Here is a 16,926-nt window from a genome sequence, read left to right on the forward strand (position 1 = left end):
GGGCCGCCCCCGTCCGGGTGGCCAACTTGGAAAGAACGCACGGAACTTCGGCGCCTCGATCGACCCGCCGGTGCGCTTGCGCCGACTGCGCGGGCGCGCTCCGCCGTCGGAGATCGCCGCCGCCGGGGCGTTTCCCGGGCCGGACCCGTCGAGTTATGGGAGCGGTGCCCCGCTCGTCCCCGACGGCGGCCCCGGGCACCGACAGGCAGACAGAACAGTCCCCGCAGGAGGGCCTCCCATGAACCAGATCGATGTGAGCGAAGCCGCCAAGGCCGTCGTCCGGCGCAACACCGAGGAGATCCAGGGCGGCGGCAACTGGGCCCTGTTCGACGAGCTCTGGGCAGACGACTTCGTCGACCACACCCCCCAGCCGGGCCGCACCCCCGACCGGGCCGGCGCGCTGGAGCTCTACCGGGTCCTGCGCGCGGCGTTCCCCGACTTCCGCCCCGAGATCCACTGGCAGGCCGCCGACGGCAACCTGGTCACCACCTTCAAGACCTACCACGGCACCCACCACGGCGAGTTCCTCGGGATCGCCCCCACCGGCCGGAGGATCCAGTTCGAGACCGTCGACGCCATGCGGGTGGTCGACGGCAGGATCACCGAGCACTGGGGCGTGGCGAACCTCTACTCCCTGGTGGAGCAGCTCGGCGCCGCTCCCGGTGCGAAATGAGCGGCGCCCCACGGTGCTTCCGATAGGTCCGGCCCGGGCCCGACCCGGCGGTCGGGGCCGGGCCGGGGCCGAAGAGGCGGCCGGGGCCGGGCCCGCCGGGTGCTACCGCTGCCCGACCCGCTGCCGGCCGGTCCGGCGGGAGTCGGCCACGATCGCGAAGGCGTAGTCCCTCATGCGCCGCTCGTACCCGCGGACCGCCTCCAGCAGCGCGGCGCCGGGGTCGGGGGCGCCGGACACACCGCCCAGGGCGTGGGTGAGTTCACCGGCGTCGCGGAGGGCGGTGTTGGCGCCCATCGCCAGGACCGGGCTCATCGCGTGGATCGCGTCGCCGATCAGCGTGACCGGACCGGTCTCCCAGGCCGGGACCGGAGCGGCGGTGGAGATCCGGAGCGGGAACAGCGAGCCGGTGTCCCACCGGGCCAGCAGACGGTGGACGTCCTCGTGCCAGTCCCCGCCCATCAGCTCCAGCGCGAGCGCGCGCAGCGCCGGGGGCGCGAGCCGGCGCAGGTCCTCGAAGGCCGGCATCGCGGGGTGGTCGGCCGGGGCGCCGACCATGCAGGCGACGTAGTCACCGACCGGTGCCAGCGCCACCGGCGGGCTCTGGGCGGCGCCGGCGAGATCGGGCCGGGCCGCGAGCTGCACCGGGCCCAGCCCGAGGTGCGGGTGGCCCGGACCGCCGGTGACCACGGTGAAGACGCTGTCGAAGACCCAGTCGGGCATGCCCTCCCGGGTCGTGGCGTCGAGCGGTATCCGCCCGTAGACCAGCCGCAGGCCGGCGTCCTCGACCCGGGCACCGGGCAGCAGGAGCGGGCGGACGGCGGAGTTGACGCCGTCCGCGCCGACCAGCAGGTCGGCGGTCGCCGTGCGGCCGTCGGCGAAGCGGGCGGTGACCCCGCCGTCCGCCTCGTACCGGTAGTCCACCAGCCGCGCGCCGTGGTGTACGTGGCCGGCGAGACCGCTGAGCATGATCTGCCGCAGGGTCGGGCGGTCGAACGCGTACGGGCCGGGCCCGGCGGAGTCGGCGGGCCGGTCCGCCAGGGTCTCCAGCCGGCGGTTGCGGACCGAGACCCGCGCGGGCGGCGCGCCGGCGGTCGCCAGGCAGAGCCGGAACAGCGGGTCGGGCAGGCAGCGCCGCAGACCGGTCAGGCCCGGTTCGTCGAGCTGGATGCGGTAGCCCTGGGGGCGGGCGCCGGGGTGGGCGTCACGCTCGTGGACGGCGACGTCAACGCCTTGTCCGCGCAGACCGTGGGCGAGCGCGAGCCCGCCCGGTCCAGCGCCGACGATGATCACCCGGTACGGAAGATGCACAGTCCTCTGCCTTCGTTCACGATCACGAAGGAAGCACCGGGTTCCTCGGAGAGGAACGAACACCGCACGGGCGCCGCTCCGAAACACCATTCAGGAGCGAGTTTTTCGCGCATTCCAGTTTGCGACCGCGACCCTAGCACGCACCCGAGGGCCACCGCGCAGGAACCCGGACCGGCCCGGAGGCGTCAGCCGGTCGGTGCGGTCGGTGTGCCCGGGGACGCTCCCGCGGTGACGAGTCGACGGATCTGGGCGGCCACCAGGTCGGCCCGCAGGGCCGGTGCCTGCGCGGTGTCGTCGACCATGGAGAACAGGATGCGGTTGTCGCCGACGGCCGCGTAGAGGTAGACCCGGGTGGTCCCGCCCACCGAGGCCACCGCACCGGTGGGCGAGAGGATCCGGAAGCCGACCGCCGGTGCCTCCAGCGCATCGGCGGGCACCTCCTCGACCCGCAGTTCCGCCGCGCCGACACCGCTCTCCATCCGGAAGCCGGGGCAACCGCCGCGCACGGCGGCGGCCAGCGCGTCGAAGCGCTCCCGCACCCGGCCGCCGGGGAAGCTGCCCACGTCCACCAGGGTCCGGTTGCCGAGCACGTTGTTCCCGGTGACGTACAGGCTCCGGGCGGACGCGGCGGGCTGCTCGGACAGGGCCGTGAGGATCGGCGCACAGGCCGGACGGCGCTGCGCGGCCGCTTCGTAGCGCGCGGCCGTCCCGGGAGCGGGCGTGCCGTCGGCGGCCTCGGCGGTGCTGCCCGGCGGCAGATCGGCGACGGGCAGCAGTGCGGCCGTCAACTGCTCGCGGGACAGGGGCTCCAGGGACCGCCAGGCCGGCGCAGCGGCCGGTGGCGCCGAGGACGGCGCCACGGTCGCCGGGGCAGGGGCAGCCCGGCCACCGTCCGTCGGCGCCGGCCCGGCCGGGGGCGAGCCGGCCACGGGCGAGCCGCCCGAGCAGCCGGCCGTGAGCAGGAGCAGCGCCAACGCGATCGGTACCGCGCGGGCGGCGGGCCTGGCCAAATGTCTCTCCCGAGCTCCGTCCGAGCCTCCAACGACGGCGGCAGGCCGAACGTGGAAAACCCAGGTGAGCCGCCATTATCGCCACCGACCGGGGCCGCGCGCCCGGAATTTCCCGGCACCCGGCCGGAGCCGAAGCGCCGGGACGGACCCGGCGTGCGCACCAGCCGGGCCCCCGCGCACCGGCGGGCCCGGTGACGCGCACGTCCAGGGCCGGCCGGTGGCTGACGGGGCGTCCCGTCGGCGGCGGTCAGTAGCCGATGGTGAAGCGGCGCTGGACGAAGCGCGGCAGCTCCGCCTCGTCGACGAGGGCGACGGCGGCGTCCTCCGCGGAGATGCGGGAGCGCCCGTCGGCGTCCCGGACCGGCTGGTCGCCGCCGATCCGGAAGCGGCCCGTGCGCTCGCCGGGGGCGATGTCCTCGGCCGGGCTGAAGTACGTCCAGAGCCGGTTCGACGTGCGCAGGACGTTCAGCCCGTCCCGTGCACCGCGCACGGATGCCGCGTACCCGCGGGGCAGGCCGAGCCCGTCGAGGGTCTTGTGCAGGAGCTCCTCCGAATCGGCCAGCACCACCCCCGGTTCGACCTCCAGACTGCCCGCGCCACCGATCACGATGAGCCGCGTCCGGGGGTGGCGGTCGAGCGCGGCCAGCAGCGCCCGCGCCGCGGTGACGTAAACGGCGGGATCGGCGATCGAACGCTCGACGGTGTCGGCGAAGTCCCGGGCGGCGTTGCCGGGCTGGAATCCGCTGATCAACACGTCCAGACCGGGCAGGACCGCCGCGATGCTGCCCGCGTCGAGGACGTCGACGCTCTTCCAGACCACGTCCTCCCGGACCTCGTCGATCCGGGAGGCGTCCCGGCTGAACGCGGTGATGCGGTGCCCCCGGCCGAGGGCCTCGGTGACGACGCGGCTGCCGATGGTGCCCGTGGCCCCGATGACTCCGATGTGCATGGTTCTCCCCAGTTCCGTGCGCTGTTCTCTGCCCAGCCGCTTGTACACGGCGTACGAAAACTATACGGCGTGCAGTTTTGATACGGCAACCAGCACGGTGACGCCGTACAGGCTCCGCTGTAGGGTGAGCGCGTGGGAAGCACAACGGGGCGCCGGGAGCGCCTGCGGGCCGAGACGACCGCCGAGATCAAGAAGGTCGCACTGGAGCTGATGGCTTCGGGCGGCCCCGACGCGATCACGCTTCGGGCCATCGCCCGCGAGATGGGGATGACGGCCAACGCCATCTACGGCTACTTCGCCACCCGGGACGACCTGGTCACCACGCTGATCGACAACGTCTACACCTCACTGGCCGACGCCGTGGAAGCCGCCTGGGCGGCCGCTCCCGCCCCGGACCCGGCCACCCGGATCCGGGCCTGGGCCGGCGCTTTCAGGAACTGGGCGCTGGCCAACCCCGAGGGCTTCCGCCTCGTCTACGGCGACCCCGTTCCCGGCTACCGGCCCCCCGAGGGCGGAGCCGCCCCGGACGCCGCCCACCGGGTCTGCACCGGCATCACCGCGCTCGCGGCCGAGGCCTGGCCGCACGCCGAACCCCGGTACGCCGACAGCGAGTTCGAGTGGGCCGACTTCGACCCCGGCCTGCTGGAGAAGGTCCGCCCGGCCTTCCCCGAGCTGCCCCCGGCCGCCGTCGCCCTCGCCCTGCGCATCTGGAGCCACCTGCACGGCCTGGTGTCGCTCGAAATCTACGGCCACCTGCGGACCCAGACCCTCAGCCCGGAGAAGCTCTTCCGCGAGGAACTGACCCAGCTCGTCCGGTCCCTGGGCATCCCCTCCCAGGGGTGATGCCGCCCGCCGGCGGCCCGGCACCACGGAACGGAGTCCACCCGGTGGACCACGGGAGTCACCACGGGCCCGGCGCCTCCTGCGACCGCCTGCCCCGCCCGGGGCGACCCGGGGCCGACGGCGGTCCCGCGCCCGTGCCCCACGGCGGAAGGCCGCTGCTCGCCGGCTACTTCGTGGCCGTCCCGGAGGCACTGCGCGGCCCGGGCCTGCCCCGGGTGGCGCGGCTGACCACCGCGTCCGACTGCCTGATCGACCGGGTCCCGCAGGACGACTGCTGGTTCGCCACCGCGCAGGAGGCCCTGGCCGCCTGCGCACCGGTCCGGGTGCCCGCGCGGGCGCGGCTGTACGCCCTGCTGGTGCCGGCCGGGCACGCCACGGATCTGGTCGCCGACATCCGCGCGGCCGCGACGTACGAGCCGGTCCTGCTCGCCAACCTCGACGGCCCGGGAAGCCGCGCGCCCGCCCGGGAGGTGGTCGAGGGCGGGCACGGGATCGGCTGGGAGGTGCTCGGCTACGACCACGGCCTGATGCACAGTTGGCTCTGCAACGACCTGTACCGGGGCGCCGTGCTCGGCCTCGGCGTGGACACCGACGAGCGCGGTCTGCTGCCCGACCAGGACACCGCCGAACGCGTCGCGGCCTGGGCCAACGGTCTCGGCGACACCAAGCCGGTCACCTGGTTCCCGGCCGCGCTGATCGAGTGGGACACCCCGATCGAGAGCCGGTTCGCCCCGGTCGCGACCGACCCCCCGCCCCCGCGAACGCCCTGGTGGCACCGGCTCGTCCCGTCGCACTCACCGCACGAGGCCGAACGCCCACCCGCCCGCTGAACCCCCTCGCCCGGTGGGCGAGCCCGTCACCGGGCGGACAGCGAGGCGGCGAAGGTCGCGGCGTCCGTCTCACCGCCGAAGTGGTGGATCACGTGTTCGCGGACGTGGTCCTGCTGGACGCGGGTGAACGCCGCACTGGCGTCGTGGATGACGTGGGCGCTGTAGCCCCGGTCATGGGCCTCGCGCAGCGTGGACTCGACGCACACGTGGGTGGCGAAGCCTGCCAGGTACAGGTCGGTGACGCCGAGCCGGCGCAGGATCAGGTCGAAGTCGGACGAGCCCGCGAAGGCACTCGCGCCGGCGCGGCCGCGCACGACCGGTTCGCCGGGGGCGGGCCGGAAGCCGTCGGCGAACTCGACGCCGGCGCTGCCCTCGATCCAGGTGCCGGCCTTCGGGATCGCCGCACGCAGGCCGAGCACGGCCGGGGTCCAGCTCTCCAGCTCCGGCGCGCCGGGGGTGAGGACGAGCGGCACGTGCACGACGGGGACGCCGTGCGCGCGGGCGGCGGCCAGCGCGGCCGAGGCGCCGTGCACGGCGGTGTCGAGCAGCTCGCGGTCCTCGACGAGATGGTTGAGCCCGCCCCGCTCGGGGTCGAGCCACTCACGCTGGAACTCGATCAGGACGAGGGCGGCGTTCGGGCGTGCGGACGTGACCGTCATGGTCAGTCTCCTTGTCCGGAGTATTTCCAACTGATGAGTTGGACCCTAACGGCAGCAGGCCATATTTCCAACCTGTCAGTTGGAAATATGGCCTCGGGAGACGGAGCCGTGCCGTTCGGCGACTCAGAGCGCGAGTCTTCGCACCATGTCCACCACGGCGGCGCGCCGGGCGACCGGATCCTCGCCGGCCGTGCCACCGAGGATCATCCGGGCGAGCTGCGGCGCGGCGAACTGCCAACCGGCCAGCGCGACAACGGCGTACAGCAGGTCCCCGGGCGGGAGCTGCGCCCCGGCCCGGGCGGGGCCCCCGGCGCCCTGGCGGGCACGGGAGACCGCGGCGACCTTCTCCGCGTAGTAGGCGGCCCGCCGCTCCTCCCCCGCGACCGCGGCACCGGCGGCGCCGTACAGGGCCTCCCACTGCAGCAGGCGCAGCAGGTGCGGATGGGCGAGGTGGTAGTCGAACACCCGGCCCGCGTACTCGGGGAGGCCGACCGACCGCCCGTCCGCCTCCTCCAACGGCACGGCGGCGGCGAGCTGTTCCAGCTCGCGCTCGACGACCGCGTCGAAGAGTTGCTTCTTGCCGCCGAAGTAGGGGTAGATCCGCTCCTTGTTGACCCCGGCCGCGGCCGCGATGCGGTCGATCCGCGCACCCTCGGGCCCGTGCGCGGCGAATTCGTCCACGGCGGCGTCGAGCAGCAGTCTCTTGGTCTTCGCGGTGTCCCATGCCATGCGCCCAGCATACGAAGCAGCCAACCCGCCGGTTGGCGATCGGTCCGCCGGAGCCCGGGACGGCCCGGCGGGCCGATTCCGGGGGATCACCACGGAGACGGCGCGAGAGTGTCCGGGCCCGGTCGGTGACGACCAGGCCCGGACACCCTCGCGGCCGAACTCCCCGTGCGCGTCGACGATCTGCCGGAGAGTTCGCCCGCACCGGCATCGAGGCCGTCGGGCGCGAGGCGCCGCCGAAAGCCGTGACCGCCGCAACCCGTGACCGCCGAAGGCCGTGACCGCCGCCGGGCCGGAGCCCGCACGGCAGCGGGCCGGCCCCGGCTAGGCCGGGAGGAAGAAGCCGGTGATGTCGGCGAGGCGCCCGTCCTCGTGGTGGCGGGCGGTGCTGATGCCGGTCGACGCGGCCTCGCCCTGCCCGTCGAGCTGGGTCCAGCGGGCCAGGGAGCGGTCGTGGTGCTCCAGCACCTCGTCGATGCGGAACCGGTGGCCGGGGAAGGCTCCGGCGAAGCCGGCCATGTAGGCGGCGAGTTCGGTCAGGCTGCCGACCTCGGTGCCGGGGTCGCGGTAGGCGACCTCGTCCACCGCGACCGCGCCGAGGGCGGCGGGCCGGTCGGCGGGGTCGGCCGACCAGCAGGCGGCGTAGTCGTTCCAGAGCCGCTGGGTGTCACTCATGGTCGTCCTGCTTTCGAGGAGTCCTCAGGGAGCCGATCGACGCCATCGCGCCGTCGGTGACGCTGTGCAGTGTGGTGCGGGGCAGGCCGGCCCGGACGAGCACCAGCAGGCCCTGGTAGAGCGCGAGCAGGTGGGTGGCCGTGGCCCCGACGTCGAGCTCCGGCGGCGCGTCACCGCGCTGCCGGGCGCGGGTCAGCGCGTCGGCGAAGCCGCCTTCGATCGCCGCCAGGCCGTGGTGCACGCCGGCGACGGTCCGGGGAAGCGCGAAGGACTCGACGGCGGTGTTGGTGAGCAGGCAGCCCGGGTCGGGCTCGGCGCCGGTCTCGATCGCCGAGCTGAAGAACGAGCGGATGCCGGCCAGGGAGTCCGCCGGATCCAGCAGGTGGACCCGGACCCGCTCCTGCACCACCCGCTCGTTGTAGGCGGCCAGGGCGGCGTCGAACAGGCCGTCCTTGTTCCGGAAGGTCCGGTACAGGCTCCCCGGGTGCAGCCCGGTGGCCTCCTCGATGTCCCGCAGCGAGGCGCCGAGGTACCCCCGGTGACGGAACAGCCGCATGGCCGAGGCCAGCACCTCGTCCTGGTCCCAGACCTGCCTGCGCCCCATCCCGGCCTCCGTAGTTGAACGACTGCTCACAAAAAATAGCACGGCCGGGGCGGCTGATCTCACCATCGGGGGTCGTGGGCGGTGAGTGGTCGCGGAACCGGCCGGCCGCCGGAGCCTGACACCGGGGGCCGCCCGCCCGCTGCGAGGGCGCAGCCGTGCCCGGGCCCGAGTCCCTGCCGAGCCGGAAAGGGCGTCAACGGGTGTGAGCCCCATCGGTCGCCGTCGTGCGCCTGCCCGGACGAGTGCCTCCCGACGGCCGGAAGCGGCCGTCCGGTCGGCGGTGGAGGCACCGGCCGACGGGAAGCCTTCGGGACGGCAGGCGCCGGGGCCCCGGCGCCGCGCTCCGCCGATCGCGAGGAGGCGTCCCATGGCCGATGGCCGGACCGCACGGAGCAGCGATGCGCAGGGCACGTACCGGGCGTTGTTCCGCGCCCTCAACAACGGCCGGCCCGTGTCGCCGGCGGGCCTGGTGGCGCGGCTGCGGTCCGCCGGGATCCTGGAGGACGACCCGAGGATCGCGGGGATCCTCGGCGCCGCGGCCCAGGAGGAGGGGCTCGGACTGGCCGAGTTCACCGCGGTGGTGCAGCAGTGCTCGGGCCTGGTCCAACGGACCTTGCGGGGCAGCCTGGTCGTCCCCGAGTTCGCGGAGCTGGCGGGCCGGATCGCGAGCATCTACCAGGACCTGCTGCCGCTGCGGGACGGCACCGTCGCCAGCTACATACCGCAGCTGGCCCGGGTCGATCCGGAGCAGCTGGCGGTGTCGGTGTGCACGGTGGACGGCCAGCGGTACACCGTCGGCGACGGGGACGTGCCGTTCTGCCTCCAGTCGGTGTCCAAGACGGTCGGCTACTGCCTCGCCCTGGAGGAGCACGGCGTCGAGGCGACCCACCGGCACGTCGGGCGCGAGCCCAGCGGGCAGGGCTTCAACGGGCTGGCGCTGGACCGCTTCGGCCACCCGCACAATCCGATGGTGAACGCGGGGGCGATCATGTCCTGCGCGTTGATCCGGCCGGACCTGCCGCCGGCCGACCGGTTCGACCTCGTCGCGCAGACCTGGCGGCGCCTGTCGGGCGGCAGCCGGCCCTGGTTCAACAACGCCGTCTGCCTGAGCGAGCGGGAGACCGCCGACCGGAACTACGCCCTCGCGTACTCGATGCGCGAACGGCACGCCTTCCCCCCGGGCACCGACATGCAGGCGGCGCTGGAGTTCTACTTCCAGTGCTGCAGCATCGAGGTCACCTCACGGATGCTCGCCACCGCCGCGGCCTCCTTCGCCAACGGCGGGGTCTGTCCGCTCACCACGGACCGGGTCTTCTCGGAGGAGACCGTGCAGCACTGCCTGTCTCTGATGGCCAGTTGCGGCATGTACGACTACAGCGGGGAGTTCGCGTTCACCGTCGGGCTGCCCGCCAAGTCCGGGGTCTCCGGGGCGCTGATGATCGTCATCCCCAGACTCGCGGGCATCTGCGTGTGGTCGCCGCGCCTGGACGAACTGGGCAACAGCGTGCGCGGCATCGAGTTCTGCCGGCGCCTCGAACAGGCCTACAACATCCACCCGCTCACTCCGCCGACCCTCGGCACCCGCACCGACCTGCGGTTGCGCCGCAACCAGAGCACGGTGGAGAACACCGTCGGGCTCTGCTGGGCGGCGCGCCAGGGCGATCTGGACGACATCCGCCGCTACGCCGCGGCCGGTGCGGACCTGGCGGGCGCCGACTACGACGGCCGCACCCCGCTGCACCTCGCGGCGAGCGAAGGGCGCGTCAGGATCGTCCGCTATCTGCTGGCCCACGGCGTCCCGACGACCTCGGCGGACCGCTGGGGCAACACCCCGCTGGACGACGCCGAACGCGAGGGACACGACAAGGTCGCCCGGATCCTGCGCGGCGCCGCGGGCCCGGCACTCCCACGCCGACGGTCCGCGCCGCCCGCCCCGCGCCGCCGCGCGACCGGAAGCACCGACCGCGGGTCCGCCTCACCCTGACCGGCCGGCGCACCCCGGCGGGCCCGTCACCGCCTCGCCGACGAGGTGTAGTCCGCGCGCAGCGCCACCAGGGCCAGCAGCAGGTCGCCGGTGCGCAACAGGGCGCGCCCGTCCGGGGCGTGGATGTCCCAGACGGCGCTCCCCGAGCGGACGGCGACGCCCAGGGGCAGCGGCCGGGTGATGTCGGTGACGTCGCTGACGTCGATCCGGTCCTCCCCGGTCAGGGCGCAGTAGGTGCGGCCCATGCACTTGACGAGCTGGCCCCGGCCGGGGCTCTGCCCGCAGCCGAGGGGCTGCGGGCAGGAGTCGATGGAGGCTTCGGTGAGCGGGCTGGGCGGGGAATCCGGCATGACCTGTCACTCCAGGAAATCGGACCGATACACACCGTTAACTGTGGCACAGTCGCAGCTCCCGATCAAAACGCCACCGCACAGGCGCTACCCGGCGCGTGGGGAGCCTGGCCCGCGCCGCTCGGCCGCTGCCTCGGTCAGGCACCGGCCGGTCGTGCGCCGTCCCGCCGGCCGGCGGCGTGGAGGGATCCGAGGAGCGCGAGGGAGTCCGCGTCGGCGCTCCCCGCTTCCGCGGTGCCGACCAGCAGGTACTGGCCGGGCGCGGCCTGCACGTCGAACGCCTGGTAGGTGAGGGTGATCCGGTCGACGTCCGGATGGTTGAACACCTTGGTCTTGCGGCCCAGGCCGCTGACGCCGTGGCCCCGCCAGAGGGCGGCGAACTCCGGGCTGTCGGCGAGGAGTTCCCGGACGAGCGCGGCGAGCTCCGGATCCCGGCGGTCGTGCCCGGCCGCCAGCCGCAGCGCTTCGACGGTGTCACGGGCGACGCTCTGCCATTCGGCGAAGAGCTCGCGCGCCGCCGGGTCGTGGAAGAGCGAGCGGACCATGCGGCGCGGGTCGGCCAGCGGGGAGAGCAGTGCGTCGGCCAGGGCGTTGGAGGCGAGGACGTCCAGGCGGCGGTTGACGACGTAGGCCACGGCCGCGGGGAAGGCGTCCATGAGCTGGAGCAGGGCGGGGTGCACCCGGTCCTGCGGGTCCGCGGGCGCCGACCTCGGCAGCAGGCCGGCCAGCCGGTGGGCGTGCCAGCGGGCCTCCGCCCCCAGCCGCAGGGCGCCCGCGATGGCGTCGAGCACCTGCCCCGAGGGGTTCTTCTCCCGGCCCTGCTCCAGACGCGCGTAGTAGTCGGCGCTCACCCCGGCCAGGACGGCGACCTCCTCCCGCCGCAGACCGGCGACGCGGCGCGTGCCGGACGTCGACAGACCCACGTCCGCGGGCGTCACCCGGGAGCGACGTGCGCGGAGGAACTCGCCCAGCTCGTGACCACTCACCCTCGCATCGTACGCCGCTCCCCGGACCGGCCACGGGGGTGCGAACGGGCACGAGGGCAGGCCATCCCGCCGGCCCGGGACGGCTCTCGGGCAGTCGTTCGCCGGGCCTCGGCACTGTACGAACGGCCGTTCCCGGGTGTGGCACTCCTAGGCAGGCCCGGCCTTCCTGTCGGCCGGCGGAACGCCGACAGTGGGTGAGGTACCGGTCCGCGACCGCAGTGCGGCCACAGCCTCGGACGACCACCTCGAAGGAGCCCGACCGTGCCCACGAAGCAGCAGGTGGAGAAGTGGGTCGCCGCCTACGTGCGCGCCTGGCGCAGCAACGCCTCCGAGGACATCGCGGCGCTGTTCTGGCGGCGCCGGCTCAGGCAGCCGTGACTCCCGGTCTCTCCAAGGGCGTTGCGACGCCCGGTGCGTCGGCCTCCCACCGCTTCGCCTCGCCGGTGAGGTTGAGCGCGTGCCCCGTCCAGGTACGGAAGGTCTGCAGGCCGATGCGCTCGTAGAAGCCCCCGGCCGCCATGGGATTGGTGGAGTCGACGTCCAGCACGGCCCAGCGGTAGCCCTGGGCCCGGGCGCGCGCCAGCGTGTGGGTGAACACCGCCCGGTACAGGCCCTTCCCGTGCAGATCGGGACGGGTACCGGCGTTGGCCAGGTACAGCTCGCGTTCACCGGCGGTGTCGGCGAGTTCGGTGGACAACAGGTAGCAGAGGATCTCCCGACTGTCGGCGGACAGCAGGAGGCTGGAGGCCTCCGGGCGGAAGTACGGGCTCCCGGTGACCGAATGGCGCCACGTCTCGGGCGTCATCGGGACGCTGCCCGGGTTTCCGGCGAAGATCTCGTTCCGGGCGGCCAGCAGCAGCGCCTCGTACCCGTCCTCGAACGGCACGATCGCGGTGCCGGGCGGCAGCGCGGGGGCGGCCGGTGCGTGCGCCGCCAAGTCCAGCCGCATGCCCCGGTAGCTGCGCACCCGCCGGTAGCCGGACGCGTCGAGCACGTCGGCGAGCCACCGCTGGTGGCCGTGCGTCCGGGTGTGGAGCTCCGCCGGGGTGTCGCCGAAGCGCTCCCGGTGCCGGCGAACCGCGGTGCGCCGGCACCGGGCGAGCAGCTGCGCGGCCGTGTCCGGCGTCCGGTGGGCGGGGTGCACCGCGAGCTCCACCGTCATCTCGTGGACGGGGCCCGCGTGTTCACGCGTGCGCGTGACGGCGTGCGCCACCAGCTCGGCCCCGGCCCAGCCGGCGATCGTGCCGGTGGCGAGATCGACGCCCGAGGCCGCCCAGCCGTCGAGGACGTCCTGTGCACCGCGCCGGTCGCCGGTGCGGTCGGCCCGCTCGCAGGCCGCCAGCAGCTCCGCCGCCCGGGGTGCGTCGGCGGGGGCGAGCGGCCGCCACGCCAGCTCACTCACCGCGGGCCGCCGCGAGTCCGCGCCCACCGGGCACCACGACCTGACCGTCGGTGACCAGCATGAACCGCTCCAGCCCCGGCACCAGCACATTGACCACGGCCACGTCCGGCGTGACGTGGTGGTCGCGCTGGTAGGCGGCGAAGCCGCGGTCCCGCAGGAGGCCCAGGAGACGGTCGAGGTGCCCGCCGGGGGTCTCGGGCGCGGGGGTCGGCGCGAACGGGCGCACCTCGGCCACGGCGAGCGCGGCGCTGAAGTCGGACAGGTAGCAGGCGTGCAGCTTCGGATAGGGCACGGTGTCGTCGCGCTGCTCGGGCAGCAGGTGCGCGTACTGCTCGCGCAGGCCCATGGTGCTGTGGAGCTGGACGAGTTCGCTCACCGCGCGCGAGATCGCGTACCGGCGGGAGAGCGACGCCCCCCAGCCGCAGATCCGCGCGGGCCTGCCCGGGGGCGCCGACTGGTGGGCCGCGTACGCCGGGACGCCCAGGTCGGTGGTCATGTCGATCAGGTGCACCGGTCGGCCGGTGCGGTCGGTGGCGAAGTCGAGGAGCGCGGTGAGGTCGGCGGGCAGCGTCGCCGGGTCGACCACCGCGAGCGGCCGCGGCTTCTCGCGCAGGAACTGGCCGATCAGCAGCAGGGACAACGCGTCGCGCTCGATCAGCTCGTTGATCGCGTGCACGGCGGCCTCGACCGGATCGGCCCCGGCGGCCCAGCCGTTGTTGACCGAGTACCGGCCCACCGAGCGGTAGTCGTAGGCGTCGCCGACCTCCCGGCGCAGGCTCTCGCCGGCCGGCCGCAGGTACTCGGGCATGGCGAGGAAGAGCGGGACGTCGACGCCCGGGCCGCCGTCCAGCGACCGGTACGGCAGGCAGCCGAGCGGCCGGTCGGGCCCCTGGGCCAGCAGCGCGGCGGCGACGTCCGGCGCGAGCGGGCCGGCGGCGACGCCGTGCGCGGCGGCCAGCCGGATCTGCGAGCCGTCCAGCCCGTCCACCCCGCTGAGGTAGTGCTCCAAGGCCTCGAACAGCGCGCCCGCCCGCGCCTCCTCGCGGCTGCCCTTGCCCAGGCCCAGCCCGGTGCGGATCGGCACGCCGCGGCGGCCGAGCACGCACCGCCACGTCCCGGGGCTGCCGTCCAGGATCGGCGCCAGATCGGCCTCCAGCCCCAGGGCCGCGATCGCGGCCTCGGCCCTCGTGAACGCCTCGTGCAGGGCGAGGCTGCGTTCCCCGGACTGGGGAGGTGCGAAGTGCGTGGTGGTGGTCACGGCCGTCCCGTCTGCTGGGCGGGTCCCGGGACGCGGCGGGCGACCGCCACGGCCCGGGACCCGTGGGTACTCGTGCGTCCGGACTGGGTCAGCCCTCGTCCGCGGACTCGCGCGGGTCGCTCTGGCCGTCCTTCGCGAGCTCGGCGATGACGCTCTGCTCGGCCGCCGACAGCACGACCTCGTCCGGGTGGAACTTGTCGCGGTCCTGGAATCCGCCCATGGGAACTACCTCCTGGAACTCGATGGCCGGCCACCGGTGAGCAGCCGGGTCGGGCCGCCCGGCACAGTGTGCGTATGCGTCCCGTCACCCATCGTGATGCTCCGCCGACGGCGTGTGAATGCTCGATCGTCCGCGCGACCTGCGCGAGAGTCCGAACCTGGGGCGCCGGACGCCGAGCACGACGGCGCTCACGTCGGCCTGGGCGGCGGTCCTGCGGAACCCCACGGTGGCACCCCTCCGTCGGCGGGGAGTCGGACGAGCGCGGCCGACCGCCGACGCCGGTTCGGGAGCGCGCGGCCGGCCGCGGTCGGATTCTCTCCCCGCCCGCGGATCGCGGTGGCCGGCCGGGCCGCGCGCCCGTCCGCCGGATCCGCGCAGGCCTCCGGCGCGCCTCCGGGGCCGTGCGCGCGACTCGCCCGGACGGTCCCTTCCGGGGCCGACGGCACTCCCTCGTCCGGATGAAAGGGCCGTGGCCCGGGAATCCACCCACCGGACGGCCCGGCCCGGGGTCCGCGGTCCGATCACGTCGGCGGCGCCCCGGGATCACGCCTCCCGGCCCGGGGGGCGCCCGCGTTCGGGCCCGCGCCGGCGGGGGGCGCCGACCGCCCGGGGGCGCTTGCCCGCCCCGGCGACGTGCGCGACAGTCCCGCCATGGACGTTCTGCCCGCGCCACCCCCGCGCCCACCGGGGTGGGGCGACCCGATCGCGCAGACCCTCGAACTGGTCGGCGCCCGCTGCGTGCTGACGCGCGGCTTCACCTTCTCCGGCGCCTGGTCCCTCCTGTTCCCCGCGCCGGGACGCCTGAAGATCCACGCGCTCCTGGAGGGCACCAGCTGGCTGGTGATGGACGGGACCGGCAAGCCGATCCCGCTGGAGGCGGGCGACGTCGTGGTCTTCGCCGGCGACCGGCCGTACGTGCTGGCGAGCGCCCCGGACCTGGCCCCGGTCGAGGCCCTGCCGCTGCTGAAGGCGACGGCGGACCCCTTCCACCACACCGGGCCGCCCGGCACCCCGGACGTCGTCGCGATCGGCGGCCACATCGAACTCGAAGCCGCCGGCAAGGACTTGATCCTCGACGCACTGCCGCCCCTGATGCACATGCGGGCCACGACCGCCGAGGCACCGGCCGCCCGCTGGCTCCTCACCCAGGCCTTCCACGAGATGCGCGAGGGCCGCCCCGGCGCCTCCTTCGCGGCCGACCACCTGGCCCAGTTGCTCTTCGTCCAAGTCCTGCGGACCTACCTGGGCGAGGCGCACACCTTCCCCGCCGGCTGGATGCGGGCCATGGCCGACGAGCACATCGCACCGGCGCTGCGGCTCATGCACGGCGACCCCGCCCGGCCGTGGACCCTGACCGAGCTGGCCAGGGCGACGGCCATGTCACGCACCAGCTTCGCCGACCGCTTCAAGACCGTGGCCGGCGTGCCGCCCCTGACCTACCTCTACAACTGGCGGATACGGCTGGCCCGGCACGGCCTCCGGCTCCACGACACACCGGTCGCCGCCCTCGCCGCCACCCTCGGCTACTCCTCGGAGAGCGCCTTCAGCAATGCCTTCAAACGCGACACCGGCCTGGCGCCGCTGCACTACCGCCATGCCGTGCGGACGGGGGTCGTCCCGCCACCACGGCCTCCGGTGCACGGCGACGCGTGATCGGTGAGATGTCGTCACGATCCGGCCCCGCCGGACGGCGGGCGCGTCCCCCCGCGGACGGCGCGATCGTCGCCGTCCGCACCCGCGCCGGGTGGGCGGCCGCGTTCCGGGCCGCTTCTTCCGGCGTTCCGGCTCTGGATCCCCGGCACCCCGGAATGAATATGACGCCCAGTCATCGGAATGTCACTCATTTCCGCAATCGGCGCCCACCCGTGGGATCCCGCCCCTCTTCCACGGGCCGCTCGCGGTAGTCGGTTCATCACGCATTGTTTTCGCCTCGCCCGGCAATTGCCGGGCGGCGCACGGCCCGCCGGGAATTCCCCCGGGACGGGGCGGTCGGCCCCGTCCGGGCCTAGACGTCCAGCCCGGACTCGATGCGCTTGAGGCTGTGCCGGGCGAGCGCCAGGTTGGCGCGCGACCGGTCCAGCGCCAGGTAGAGGAAGAGCGAGCCACGAGCACCGGCCAGCGGGCGTATCAGGTGGTACTGGGAGCCGAGCGTGATCAGGATGTCCTCGATGACGTCGTCGATCGACAGCGCGGCCATGGCGCGCATCTTCGCGCGGACGACCTCGGTGTTGGTGGCCGCCGCGACCTCCAGATCGAGCTGCTGGCTGCCGCCGAGAAGCCCGAGCGACATACCGCTCTCGTAGTCGACCAGAGCCACCCCGATGGCGCCCTCGATGCCCATCGCGTCCGTGAGTGCGCTGTCAATGTTCATGAACTGTTCGTCCTTTGCGAGCCATCCGGGCGGAACCCCCGTGTGCAGGAACAAAGTAGCAAGAAGGTCATCAGGTGT

General features: G+C 74.4%; 18 protein-coding genes. 5 read left to right on the plus strand and 13 right to left on the minus strand.

What is annotated here, in order from left to right:
* Positions 1-238: 238 nt before the first annotated feature.
* The gene (locus ACWDRR_RS31090) at positions 239-673 is read left to right on the plus strand and encodes an ester cyclase (protein ID WP_449775582.1); all 435 of its coding nucleotides are present in this window, start codon (positions 239-241) and stop codon (positions 671-673) included.
* Between the two features lie 102 nt (positions 674-775).
* On the opposite strand, the gene ACWDRR_RS31095 is transcribed toward ACWDRR_RS31090, so the two are convergent.
* The 3 genes from ACWDRR_RS31095 to ACWDRR_RS31105 all read right to left on the minus strand — a co-directional run bounded on the left by ACWDRR_RS31095 (position 776) and on the right by ACWDRR_RS31105 (position 3,940).
* Positions 776-1,981: an FAD-dependent oxidoreductase gene (locus ACWDRR_RS31095; protein WP_449775583.1), complete on the minus strand. Its 1,206-nt coding sequence runs from the start codon at positions 1,979-1,981 to the stop codon at positions 776-778.
* 185 nt (positions 1,982-2,166) lie between these two features.
* On the minus strand, positions 2,167-2,991 hold the full coding sequence (locus ACWDRR_RS31100; protein ID WP_449775584.1) for a hypothetical protein: 825 nt from the start codon (positions 2,989-2,991) through the stop codon (positions 2,167-2,169).
* Between the two features lie 247 nt (positions 2,992-3,238).
* On the minus strand, positions 3,239-3,940 hold the full coding sequence (locus ACWDRR_RS31105; RefSeq protein ID WP_449775585.1) for an NAD(P)-dependent oxidoreductase: 702 nt from the start codon (positions 3,938-3,940) through the stop codon (positions 3,239-3,241).
* Between the two features lie 132 nt (positions 3,941-4,072).
* On the opposite strand from ACWDRR_RS31105, the gene ACWDRR_RS31110 reads away from it, so the two are divergent.
* Both ACWDRR_RS31110 and ACWDRR_RS31115 read left to right on the plus strand, forming a co-directional pair.
* Entirely contained in the window at positions 4,073-4,783 is a 711-nt protein-coding gene (locus ACWDRR_RS31110; RefSeq protein WP_449775586.1) for a TetR/AcrR family transcriptional regulator, read from the plus strand.
* A gap of 134 nt (positions 4,784-4,917) precedes the next feature.
* Entirely contained in the window at positions 4,918-5,613 is a 696-nt protein-coding gene (locus ACWDRR_RS31115; protein WP_449775587.1) for a hypothetical protein, read from the plus strand.
* A gap of 26 nt (positions 5,614-5,639) precedes the next feature.
* Here ACWDRR_RS31115 and ACWDRR_RS31120 read toward each other — a convergent pair whose 3' ends face one another.
* From ACWDRR_RS31120 to ACWDRR_RS31135, 4 genes are all read right to left on the minus strand, one after another.
* Positions 5,640-6,272, minus strand: coding sequence for an isochorismatase family protein (locus ACWDRR_RS31120; RefSeq protein ID WP_449775588.1), 633 nt, complete (start codon positions 6,270-6,272; stop codon positions 5,640-5,642).
* A gap of 123 nt (positions 6,273-6,395) precedes the next feature.
* Positions 6,396-7,001 (minus strand): TetR family transcriptional regulator, encoded by a 606-nt coding sequence (locus tag ACWDRR_RS31125; protein WP_449775589.1) that lies wholly within the window; start codon positions 6,999-7,001, stop codon positions 6,396-6,398.
* 321 nt (positions 7,002-7,322) lie between these two features.
* The gene (locus ACWDRR_RS31130) at positions 7,323-7,673 is read right to left on the minus strand and encodes a nuclear transport factor 2 family protein (RefSeq protein ID WP_449775590.1); all 351 of its coding nucleotides are present in this window, start codon (positions 7,671-7,673) and stop codon (positions 7,323-7,325) included.
* Positions 7,666-8,277, minus strand: coding sequence for a TetR/AcrR family transcriptional regulator (locus tag ACWDRR_RS31135; protein WP_449775591.1), 612 nt, complete (start codon positions 8,275-8,277; stop codon positions 7,666-7,668). Before ACWDRR_RS31135 ends, ACWDRR_RS31130 begins: the two co-directional genes overlap by 8 nt.
* A gap of 367 nt (positions 8,278-8,644) precedes the next feature.
* Here ACWDRR_RS31135 and glsA point away from each other — a divergent pair, with 367 nt between their 5' ends.
* Positions 8,645-10,261: a glutaminase A gene (gene glsA, locus ACWDRR_RS31140; RefSeq protein ID WP_449775592.1), complete on the plus strand. Its 1,617-nt coding sequence runs from the start codon at positions 8,645-8,647 to the stop codon at positions 10,259-10,261.
* 26 nt (positions 10,262-10,287) lie between these two features.
* On the opposite strand, the gene ACWDRR_RS31145 is transcribed toward glsA, so the two are convergent.
* From ACWDRR_RS31145 to ACWDRR_RS31165, 5 genes are all read right to left on the minus strand, one after another.
* On the minus strand, positions 10,288-10,611 hold the full coding sequence (locus tag ACWDRR_RS31145; RefSeq protein ID WP_449775593.1) for a hypothetical protein: 324 nt from the start codon (positions 10,609-10,611) through the stop codon (positions 10,288-10,290).
* 137 nt (positions 10,612-10,748) lie between these two features.
* Positions 10,749-11,597 carry a helix-turn-helix domain-containing protein gene (locus ACWDRR_RS31150; protein ID WP_449775594.1) on the minus strand — a complete coding sequence of 283 codons (849 nt, stop codon included), beginning with the start codon at positions 11,595-11,597 and terminating at the stop codon, positions 10,749-10,751.
* Between the two features lie 364 nt (positions 11,598-11,961).
* Entirely contained in the window at positions 11,962-12,999 is a 1,038-nt protein-coding gene (locus tag ACWDRR_RS31155; RefSeq protein WP_449775595.1) for a GNAT family N-acetyltransferase, read from the minus strand.
* Positions 12,992-14,257, minus strand: coding sequence for a YcaO-like family protein (locus tag ACWDRR_RS31160; RefSeq protein WP_449775596.1), 1,266 nt, complete (start codon positions 14,255-14,257; stop codon positions 12,992-12,994). The genes ACWDRR_RS31155 and ACWDRR_RS31160 overlap by 8 nt, the downstream gene beginning before the upstream one ends.
* Positions 14,258-14,345: 88 nt before the next feature.
* Positions 14,346-14,477, minus strand: a complete 132-nt coding sequence (locus ACWDRR_RS31165; protein ID WP_449775597.1) for a hypothetical protein — start codon at positions 14,475-14,477, stop codon at positions 14,346-14,348.
* A 651-nt stretch (positions 14,478-15,128) separates the two neighbouring features.
* Here ACWDRR_RS31165 and ACWDRR_RS31170 point away from each other — a divergent pair.
* On the plus strand, positions 15,129-16,130 hold the full coding sequence (locus tag ACWDRR_RS31170; protein WP_449775598.1) for an AraC family transcriptional regulator: 1,002 nt from the start codon (positions 15,129-15,131) through the stop codon (positions 16,128-16,130).
* A 352-nt stretch (positions 16,131-16,482) separates the two neighbouring features.
* Here the strand turns inward: ACWDRR_RS31170 and ACWDRR_RS31175 are convergent, their stop codons facing one another.
* Positions 16,483-16,848 (minus strand): hypothetical protein, encoded by a 366-nt coding sequence (locus tag ACWDRR_RS31175; RefSeq protein ID WP_449775599.1) that lies wholly within the window; start codon positions 16,846-16,848, stop codon positions 16,483-16,485.
* Positions 16,849-16,926: the final 78 nt, after the last annotated feature.

It is taken from the genome of Kitasatospora sp. NPDC003701, assembly GCF_053587085.1.

Excerpts from the sequence above, each read along its gene's own strand:
- ACWDRR_RS31090 (WP_449775582.1), top strand. The coding sequence starts at position 239 with ATGAACCAGATCGATGTGAGCGAAGCCGCCAAGGCCGTCGTCCGGCGC.
- ACWDRR_RS31105 (WP_449775585.1), bottom strand. The coding sequence starts at position 3,940 with ATGCACATCGGAGTCATCGGGGCCACGGGCACCATCGGCAGCCGCGTC.
- ACWDRR_RS31120 (WP_449775588.1), bottom strand. The coding sequence starts at position 6,272 with ATGACGGTCACGTCCGCACGCCCGAACGCCGCCCTCGTCCTGATCGAG.
- ACWDRR_RS31125 (WP_449775589.1), bottom strand. The coding sequence starts at position 7,001 with ATGGCATGGGACACCGCGAAGACCAAGAGACTGCTGCTCGACGCCGCC.
- ACWDRR_RS31130 (WP_449775590.1), bottom strand. The coding sequence starts at position 7,673 with ATGAGTGACACCCAGCGGCTCTGGAACGACTACGCCGCCTGCTGGTCG.
- ACWDRR_RS31135 (WP_449775591.1), bottom strand. The coding sequence starts at position 8,277 with ATGGGGCGCAGGCAGGTCTGGGACCAGGACGAGGTGCTGGCCTCGGCC.
- glsA (WP_449775592.1), top strand. The coding sequence starts at position 8,645 with ATGGCCGATGGCCGGACCGCACGGAGCAGCGATGCGCAGGGCACGTAC.
- ACWDRR_RS31145 (WP_449775593.1), bottom strand. The coding sequence starts at position 10,611 with ATGCCGGATTCCCCGCCCAGCCCGCTCACCGAAGCCTCCATCGACTCC.
- ACWDRR_RS31165 (WP_449775597.1), bottom strand. The coding sequence starts at position 14,477 with ATGGGCGGATTCCAGGACCGCGACAAGTTCCACCCGGACGAGGTCGTG.
- ACWDRR_RS31170 (WP_449775598.1), top strand. The coding sequence starts at position 15,129 with ATGGACGTTCTGCCCGCGCCACCCCCGCGCCCACCGGGGTGGGGCGAC.
- ACWDRR_RS31175 (WP_449775599.1), bottom strand. The coding sequence starts at position 16,848 with ATGAACATTGACAGCGCACTCACGGACGCGATGGGCATCGAGGGCGCC.